We start from the raw sequence: 9,562 nt of genomic DNA on the forward strand, positions 1-9,562 counted from the left end.
TTTATCTGCAACAAAGGCCTGTCGTTCCAAAAAAGACTTCTGTTTCTCTAGAAGTTTTACTTTGGCTTCAAGTTCCATTATCTTTTGTTCTGGCGACTTTGACATAGTAAATGGTGTTTGGTTTTCCCAATCAAAGTTACCGAATTTTCTAAGCCATTTAACAACAGTTGATCTATTTTGAATGCCATAAGTCTTTGTGGATTCTGTAACTGTAAGTTGTCCTCGTTCAATTTCTTGAACAATTTGTAATTTAAAAGACATTGAATAATCTTTTTGAGTCCGCTTCACATAGCGTGTTTCTTCATGTTTTTCCATTAGGATACTTTTTGTGTATCGCTATTTCAGGACGGGACATCCTGTATACAAAAAAAGGCTGATAAATATTTATCAGCCTTTTTTTTGATTGTCAAACGCTTTTTACAATTGATAAATAAAGGATTCTGATGGAGCAATTGTAATTTGTACTTTTCCTTCTCCATTCACTACCTGCAACAGCGTAGAACTTTTATTGTATAATTGGTCTTTTATAGTATAATTTCCATCTTTTAGATTCCATTTTACAATGATATCAGAAGGGATTTTTAATTCGAAATTGCTAGTGGTAAGCCACGAAAAATTAGTAACAATAATTAATTTCTGAGTAGCTGACCATCGAGTAAAAGCATAAATTCCTGAATCATATCCCGGAGTAGTTTGTCGATTTACCTCTTGGATTTCTTGATATTTTCCCATTAAAGCAGAACTATTTAAAGAAAAATTTAATATTCTTTTATAAAAATCACGTAATTCTTTTTCCTCTTTAGTCAAGAGACCGCCGTCAAATTCACCACCATTCATCCAGCGTTGATGACTAGGAACTCCTATATAATCAAAGATTGATGTTCTAGAATGCGTTCCAAATCCTGCATTTTCATTTCCGGCCTCTCCTACTTCCTGACCAAAATAAACCATCGTGGGAGAACTACTTATTGTTGTTGAAACCACCATCAAAGGCTTTCCTTTTTGAGGTGTTCCTGCAAATTCTGGGCTAGCCAAACGTTGCTCATCATGGTTGTCCAGAAAATGCAACATGTGATCCTCTATATCTGACAATCCGTTTTGAATAGCTGATAAACCATCAGGCAGTGCTCTTCCCTGTATGATATCTTTCAATTTATCGTAGGTTTCCACTTTATCATACAAATAATCCATTTTACCCAAATGAATATAATTACGATATTCTTTAGGATTATAGACTTCCGCCAGCAAAAACGCGTCTGGATTATTTACTTTAATAGATGAGTTCATATAGCTCCAAAATTCGTACGGAACCATTTCAGCCATGTCAAATCTAAAACCATCAACACCTTTAGCGGTCCAATACAAAGCAATATCTTTAAATTTATCCCAAGAATCTGGAACATCTTTTCCCTTCCAAAAAGCATCATGTTCCTGATAGGATTTCGTATCAAAACCACTAGGAAGCTCGGGAAAATCTTTGGAGCCATCCGGACGAATCCCATAATTTATTTTGACGGTTTCGTACCAGTCATTTTTATCCGGTTTAGCCATACGAGAACCATTTCCTGTCCATTTAGCTGGGTTTTCTTCAAACTTCCCATCAATTAAAGGATTACTTTCTCCATTTAATGGTTTTGTCGTGTCCGGTATTTCAAAAGGAGTATTCGGAATATAATAGAAGTTATTATTTCTTTTGTAATCTACCGTTACATCGTCCGTCGCACCAAAATCTTTAACGCCCAAAGGATTAGTCTTACCCTCGTATTGGCGCGCTATATGATTAGGAACAATATCTATAATCACTTTTAATCCGGCTTTATGGGTTCGGGCAATTAAGGACTCAAACTCCTCTAAACGATTCGCCGGATTTACTGCTAAATCTGGGTTTACATTGTAATAATCCTTCACGGCATAAGGAGACCCCGCTCTGCCTTTTACTACTTCTGGATCATCATTCGAAATTCCTACTGCAGTGTAATCGCGAATTAAAGCATGATGCGGAACTCCAGTGTACCAAACATAAGTAACGCCCAAGTCCTTAATTTCATGTAGCGCTTTATCCGTAAAATCGTTGAACTTCCCTACTCCGTTTTCTTCAATAGTTCCCCATGGTTTATTCGCAGTATTTTTATTCCCAAATAATCGAGTAAACACCTGATAAACCACTTCTTTTTTAGTAGAGACGTCCTCTTTCTTTTCTACATTCATTTTTAAATCTTTCGTTTTACAAGCCGATGCTAAAAGTACCGCACTTATCCCTGCAACAATAGTTATTTTTTTCATTGTATAAAAATATTTATGCTGATTTCAATTCCTTTATCGTAAACTAAATATCAATTTTTAAATTTACTGTTTTTTAAATAATCTCGATCGATACGCATTAAAATTTAAGAATAGTATCTAATTGAGACGGAAACTACAACGAAGGAGTTCCCTAATTTGTTAATAACTTTCAAAAGATGAAACATTCGCTATTAAAGCCCTTTGGACTAATTATAAATAAATCCTAATATGGATTAGGATTGTTTCCTTTTTCATAAATTTGACAAAAATTAAATCCATTGAAGAAATCGCTGTTTTTCCTTCGTTATTGCCTCCTATTGCTAATTACTAATTTAGTTTTGGCGCAAGCTCCGAAAAAAATTATTGTAGAAAACTCTGATTTTGCTGATGTAAATCAAGTAGAAATTCCTGATGCATTATTACTTATAGGGAATGTTCGCGTGAATCATGATGGCGTTGTAATGACATGCAACAAAGCGTATTATTTTCAGAAAGAAAATTACATCAAGGCTTTTGGAAATGTACAAATGGTGCAAGGCGATACCTTATTTTTAAACAGTAAATATGCAGAATACAACGGAAATGTAAAAAAAGCATTTGCTTCAGGAGATGCAGTGATGAGTTCGCCAGACGCAACTTTGGTAACAGAAATAATCAATTTTGACCGAAATATTCAAGAAGTATTTTACGATACTCCTGGAACAATTACAAACAAAGAGAATACCCTTAAAAGTAATTCTGGAAGATATTATGTGAAACAAAAAAAATTCCAATTCCTCACGGCCGTTACCATCACAAATCCAACGTATGTCATAAAATCAAATCACTTGGATTATTTCAGTAATTCTGGGCATTCGTACCTTTTTGGACCTTCCACGATAACCAGTAAAGCCAATTTTATTTACACCGAAAAAGGGTTTTATGACACCAAAAAAAATCTGGCTCATTTCCTGAATAAATCTTACATCAAATACGATGATCGTGTGATTAAAGGCGACAGTTTGTATTATGACCGAAACCGGGAATTTGCATCAGCCACGCGTAATGTCAAGATAACAGACTCTATCAATCGAGGCATTGTAAAAGGACATTATGCCGAAGTATATAAAAAACTAGATTCCATGTACGTTACTAAAAGAGCCGTTGCAGTTAATTTTGTCGAAAATGACTCCGTTTACATCCATGGGAAGAAATTAATGGTAACTGGTAAAGAAGGAAATCGAATCATTAGAGCATTCAATAACGTTCGATTTTATAAAACGGATATGAGCGGCAAATGCGATTCAATACATTCCAGTTCAAAAACTGCTTTGACAAAAATGATTGGAAATCCAATACTTTGGAATGGAGAAAGTCAAATAACAGGCGACATCATGCACCTCATAGGCAATAACACCACCCAAAAGCTAGATTCACTAAAAGTCCTTGAAAATACCTTTATAGTCTCCAAAGATACCATAGGAACGGGTTATAATCAAGTCAAGGGACAAAATCTCTATGGTAAATTTGAGGAAGGAAAACTACGAGACGTGGACATTGTCAAAAATGCCGAAGTCATCTATTACATGCGAAATGACGCACAAGAACTCATAGGCATCAATAAAAATGTAAGTAGTAAAATTAATCTCCTTTTAGAAAAAAATGAGATAGAAACCATCACTTTCTTTCAGCAAGTAGATGGCGATATTTACCCCGAAAAAGATTTACCTGAAAATGCAAGAAAGCTAAGAGGGCTAGTCTGGCGCGGAGACGAGCGAATAAAATCGAAAGACGACCTCTTTCCACCCGAAGAAAATGAAGATAATGAAAAAATAGCAAAAGCAACTAAATCAGCCCAAGCTAAAGAGGATACTCCTATGAAAATTCGCAAGGAAACCCTGAACTACGATAAGAAGAAAGTGAAAAAAAAATAAAAAGCGAAAAGTGAAAAGTGAAAAGTTTCGCTTTTCAATTTAAGACACACAAACAAATAAGCATCTTTAAAAACTACGCGAACTTTACAAATTTTTCAAAGTTGGCGGTTAAATTTATAAAAAATTGAATAGTGATTTTCTAAAATATCAAGCACAAACAACTCCTTATCCATTGGGTATGGAAATCTCGCATGCTATAGGTTCTTACATCTTCGATACCACTAATAAAAAATATTTAGATTTTGTTGCTGGAGTTTCTGCCTGTGCACTGGGACATCAACATCCAAGAGTTAATAATGCCATAAAACAGCAATTAGACAAATATTCACACGTGATGGTTTATGGCGAATATTCACAAAGTCCAGCAGTTGAATATTGCAAATTATTAGCCTCACTGCTACCCGCTCCTTTAGACAAAACCTATTTGGTAAATTCTGGCACAGAAGCGATTGAAGGCGCTCTAAAACTCGCCAGACGAACTACAGGAAGAAGCCAACTAATTTCATGTCACAACGCTTATCATGGAAATACCATGGGATCGATGAGCGTGATGGGTTTTGAAGAGCGCAAGCAAGTTTTCCGTCCCTTAGTGCCAGATGTCGATTTTATCACTTTCAATAACGAAGATGATTTACAAAAAATCACTACCAAAACTGCAGGAATCATATTAGAAACCATCCAAGGTGGTGCAGGATTTATTCAACCCCATGATAATTTTCTAAAAAAAGTGCGCCAACGCTGCGACGAAGTAGGCGCGATAATGATTCTGGATGAAATTCAACCTGGTTTTGGAAGAACTGGAAAGCTTTTTGGATTCCAAAATTACGATGTCGTTCCTGATATTGTAGTTATGGGAAAAGGAATGGGTGGCGGCATGCCCGTAGGTGCTTTTACCGCTTCGGCTAAAATGATGGATCTCCTTAGTGATAATCCAAAACTAGGACACATCACCACCTTCGGAGGTCATCCTGTCATTGCGTCAGCCTGTTTAGCTACTTTGCAAGAAATCACTGAGACCAACCTAATGCCTGAAGCCTTAGAGAAAGAAAATCTATTCCGATCACTTTTGGTACATCCTTTGATAGAGGAGATTAGAGGAAAAGGATTAATGCTTGCCGCAATGACCAAAAGTGCCGATATAACAAACGAAGTAATTCTGCAATGTCAAGACAAAGGGCTCATTTTATTCTGGTTGCTATTTGAAGGATGCGCCATCCGAATCACGCCACCTTTGACCATTTCTAATGAAGAAATCCGAGAAGGTTGTGCAATTATGTTAGAAGTAATGGATTCGATTTTGAATAAAAATTAGTTTCTTTAGGAGAATCCTGCCAACATAAATGCAGACTCTTATCCCATCCTAAAGAAAAATTGCCATTTTTCACCTTCGTTTAGAGAAGGACAGTAAAAAAGATTTCCACCTGTATCAAGCATGGAAATCAGTACTAAAACAGCCTAGATTTTGTTAATTAAATTGTTTAAAACAATTCCTGCTCCTCCTCACATTAACCGTAAGGATGCCTACATTTAATAAGGCCAAATTCTAAAAAAACAAAGATGCAATTAAGCAACGAAGAAGAAGACTATAACTTATCCCTGTCTAAATTTGAGTCGATGTTGAAAACCAACAAAGTGCTCTTTTTTGACTCTGAAGAATTTGAAGAAATTATTCTTCATTATCTCGATATGGGTAAGGCCGCATTGGCAAAAAAAGCGCTAAAACTAGCATTAGAACAACACCCAAAATCAACTGGACTAAAATTAGTTCAAGTGGAGATGTTGGTCTTTGATGACAAACTGGAATTAGCCGAAAAACTATTGAATGAATTGTATGCTATTGAGCCAACGAACGAAGAAATTTACATTCAAAAAGCCAATATCTATTCAAAAAGAGACCAACACGAAAAAGCAGTTGAATTATTAAGAATCGCTTTAAAATACACGGATGATAATGCTGATGTCTATAACTTAATAGGCATGGAATATCTCTTTATGGACAACCTTGAAATGGCAAAAGAAAGCTTCATCAAGTGTTTAGAAGAGGATCTAGAAGACCAATCAGCACTATATAACGTTGTGTATTGTTTTGAATTTTTAGATCAAAACCAAGAGGCTATAAGCTATCTAAAAAAATACATCGACAAAAATCCGTATAGCGAAATCGCTTGGCACCAGCTGGGTAGGTTGCATTATGGAGTAAAAGAATATGAGAATGCCATTCGCGCCTTTGATTACGCTACGTTGATTGACGATGAATTCCTAGGGGCATTCATGGAAAAAGCAAAAGCTTTTGAACGATTAAAAAAATATGAAGAAGCTATTGAAAGCTACAGCAGAACAATCGAATTGGATGATGCAACTTCATATGCGCTATTGCGAATGGGAAAATGCTATGAAAAGCTAGGTAATTCTGTTTTAGCCTTAAAATACTTTAATGAAACAGTACATGAAGATCCTCTATTAGACAAGGGTTGGATCGCCATAACCGATTTTTATGTTCGCCAAAAAAACTTTCAAAAAGCACTATTTTATGTCAATAAAGCATTAGCAATTGACAATCAAAATAGGTTGTATTGGAAACGTTTTGCTTCCATAAACAAACAAATGAATTTCTTTGAAGAAGCAGAGTTTGGCTATAGAAAAGCAGTAGAGTTTGGGGATCATTCCTTAGAAACTTGGTTGTTCTGGGTAGACATATTACAATTTTTAGGAGAATTCGAAAGTGCTATTCAGACTTTATTGCAAGCAACGGAATATTTTCCAGAAGAGAATGAAGTGGAATACCGTTTAGCAGGGTTGTACTTTATGCTAACGGATAATACAAAAGCAAAATTCCATTTAAGCAATGCCCTGCGACTGAATTTTGAGAATTATATTCTTATAGAAGATTTATTTCCAGTAGTTTGGGCAAAAAAAATGGTGCAGAATTATATTGCAAAACATAAAAAACAATAATGGTTGATATCGTTAGAAAGCGCTTTGGATTAGTAGGTCGCAATATAAGTTATTCCTTTTCGAAAGGATATTTTACAGATAAATTTAATAGCGAAAACTTTGAAGGCTGCACGTATGAGAATTTTGATATTCCAGAAATAAATGCCTTTCCCGAAGTTGTTAAAAACACGCCCGACCTCAAAGGAATGAGTGTCACTATTCCGTATAAGGAAGCAGTAATTCCATTTTTGCATAAACTTTCAAAAAAAGCGCTACTAATTGGTGCTGTAAACACCATTAAAATTACCAAAAAAGGAAAGTTAAAAGGGTACAATACGGATTATTATGGTTTTAAAAAGTCATTACAACCGTTACTGGAACCACACCATAAAAAAGCTCTGATTTTGGGTACTGGAGGCGCGTCTAAAGGCGTTGCTTTTGCTTTAGATGAACTAAACATTCCCTATACATTTGTTTCGAGAGAAGCCAGTGAAAAGGCAATTGACTACAGCCGCATTAACGCAACAACATTTGATAATTACCAAATCATCATAAATGCTACGCCGGTGGGAACAAGTCCAAATGTAGCTGCCTTCCCTTTACTTCCGTATGAATTTTTTACAAAGAAGCATATTGCTTATGATTTGATATACAATCCTGCCGAAACACAATTTCTACAAAAAGCAGCAGCACAAGGAGCCAAAATCAAAAATGGTCTAGATATGCTTATTTTTCAAGCAGAGAAGGCTTGGAAGATTTGGAATAAATAAAAAACTTTACATTTAAAAATACTTTAATTGTCTTATTTAAAATTTACTTTAATGTGAAGTAATTTTAAACAAGACAATTTTTTTATCATTAATTTAAAATACTAGTGAGGTTTCCCGTATCGTAATCAATTATTTAATGTGTTAATTTGACTAACAATCAAATTCTTAAATTTAATTTAACACTTTAAATTATGATTAAAAGAACAATCCTCGTTGAAAACAAATCCTCAATTACGACGAAAAACCAACAACTAGTAATCAAATCCGAAGTTAGGGAAAATGCTATTCCAATAGAAGACATTGGTTTTCTGGTTCTCGATCATGCTGAAATTTATCTGAGTATTCCTGCTATGAATTTGATCATAGAGAACAATACTGCTATTATTATTTGTGGCAGTAACCATCTGCCAAACGGAATGTTTCTTAACCTCAACAGCCACCACATCCAACAGGAAATATTTAAAAATCAAATCGAGGCTTCGATTCCGCTAAAAAAACAATTATGGCAACAAACCATTATTGAAAAAATTAAAAATCAAGGAGAATTATTAGAAAAAATTACTAAAAATAAGAACACATTTGAATTTCTGGCCAGCAAAGTATTAAGTGGCGACACATCAAATATGGAAGGTGTTGCAGCACAACAATATTGGAAAAATTTCCCCTTACCCAACCATGAAAAAGACGGTGTAAAAAGAGAACGCTATGGCGATTACCCCAACAATTTTTTAAATTATGGTTATGCAATTTTAAGAGCTGCAACCGCCCGTGCGCTATCAGGAAGTGGATTATTAAATACACTTGGCATTCATCACAAAAGTAAATACAATGCTTTTGCACTTGCAGATGATATCATGGAGCCTTTTCGTCCCATCGTTGATGAAAAAGTTTTTGAGATTATGAAACGGTATAAAGAACAAGAACTTAACACTACGATAAAAGCGGAACTATTACATATGCTGACCCAAACGGTGTATTTCAAAGAAGAGAAAAGTCCCTTAATGGTAGGATTACAAAAAACGGCAAGTTCACTCCAGCACTGTTTTACAGGAGACCGTAAAAAAATTAAATATCCAAAATTATGGAACTTAACGGATACCGAATAATGTGGTTGTTCGTGTTTTTCGATTTACCAACAAAAACCAAAAAAGACAAAAGAAATGCCTCTCAGTTTCGAGGAAATTTATTGAAAGATGGTTTCAGTATGATGCAATATTCAGTTTATATTAGGCATTGTGCGAGTGGAGAAAGTGCCGATGTGCATGAAAAACGCATTAACCGACTTGTTCCTGCCTTAGGAAAAGTAAGTGTTTTAAGGATTACCGATAAACAATTTGGCATGATTATCAATTATTTAGGCAAGGCAAAACAAGATGCTTTTGCTGCACCAACGCAGTTGGAGTTGTTTTAATTTTTTTTGTTTCAAAATATATGCTATCGTTCCCCGTTTCAGGGTTGTTTTTATGCAATTAAAAACACCTTTCTGGCTAATTCCTCAAATTTTTTGTGATAGAAACAAAAAAAAGCCTCAATATTGGCTTATCAATCCAAAAAAGAGGCATTTTTTTATACGATATTATTCCTTATTCTATTGATAATTAGAAGGTAACAAGCCAACTAATATCGTGTTTTCTAATCTTTAATCAAACCACAACCCGTCTA

The 9,562-nt window shown here is 35.0% G+C and carries 8 protein-coding genes; 6 read left to right on the top strand and 2 right to left on the bottom strand.

The genetic code is table 11. The annotated features are described in order from the left end of the window. Both BLS90_RS11910 and BLS90_RS11915 read right to left on the bottom strand, forming a co-directional pair. Positions 1 to 315, bottom strand: a 315-nt coding sequence (locus tag BLS90_RS11910) for a transposase (RefSeq protein WP_139171418.1), incomplete at its 3' end; no start/stop codon positions are given. A gap of 102 nt (positions 316 to 417) precedes the next feature. Further along, positions 418 to 2,283, bottom strand: coding sequence for an alpha-amylase family protein (locus BLS90_RS11915; RefSeq protein ID WP_091257993.1), 1,866 nt, complete (start codon positions 2,281 to 2,283; stop codon positions 418 to 420). A gap of 278 nt (positions 2,284 to 2,561) precedes the next feature. On the opposite strand from BLS90_RS11915, the gene BLS90_RS11920 reads away from it, so the two are divergent. The 6 genes from BLS90_RS11920 to cas2 all read left to right on the top strand — a co-directional run bounded on the left by BLS90_RS11920 (position 2,562) and on the right by cas2 (position 9,311). After that, positions 2,562 to 4,196: an OstA-like protein gene (locus BLS90_RS11920; protein ID WP_091257995.1), complete on the top strand. Its 1,635-nt coding sequence runs from the start codon at positions 2,562 to 2,564 to the stop codon at positions 4,194 to 4,196. Positions 4,197 to 4,320: 124 nt separating this feature from the next. Next, positions 4,321 to 5,508, top strand: coding sequence for an aspartate aminotransferase family protein (locus BLS90_RS11925; RefSeq protein WP_091257997.1), 1,188 nt, complete (start codon positions 4,321 to 4,323; stop codon positions 5,506 to 5,508). Positions 5,509 to 5,753: 245 nt separating this feature from the next. Beyond that, a complete protein-coding gene (locus BLS90_RS11930) occupies positions 5,754 to 7,151 on the top strand; it encodes a tetratricopeptide repeat protein (RefSeq protein WP_091257999.1) in 1,398 nt (465 codons plus the stop codon). Beyond that, the gene (locus BLS90_RS11935) at positions 7,151 to 7,900 is read left to right on the top strand and encodes a shikimate dehydrogenase family protein (protein WP_091258001.1); all 750 of its coding nucleotides are present in this window, start codon (positions 7,151 to 7,153) and stop codon (positions 7,898 to 7,900) included. The genes BLS90_RS11930 and BLS90_RS11935 overlap by 1 nt, the downstream gene beginning before the upstream one ends. Positions 7,901 to 8,091: 191 nt before the next feature. Then, positions 8,092 to 9,006 carry a type II CRISPR-associated endonuclease Cas1 gene (gene cas1 / locus BLS90_RS11940; protein WP_091258003.1) on the top strand — a complete coding sequence of 305 codons (915 nt, stop codon included), beginning with the start codon at positions 8,092 to 8,094 and terminating at the stop codon, positions 9,004 to 9,006. After that, positions 8,982 to 9,311 carry a CRISPR-associated endonuclease Cas2 gene (cas2, locus tag BLS90_RS11945; protein WP_091258005.1) on the top strand — a complete coding sequence of 110 codons (330 nt, stop codon included), beginning with the start codon at positions 8,982 to 8,984 and terminating at the stop codon, positions 9,309 to 9,311. Before cas1 ends, cas2 begins: the two co-directional genes overlap by 25 nt. The last annotated feature ends 251 nt before the right edge of the window (positions 9,312 to 9,562 follow it).

The sequence above is a fragment of the Flavobacterium omnivorum genome (genome assembly GCF_900099915.1).
Classification (GTDB): Bacteria; Bacteroidota; Bacteroidia; order Flavobacteriales; family Flavobacteriaceae; genus Flavobacterium; species Flavobacterium omnivorum.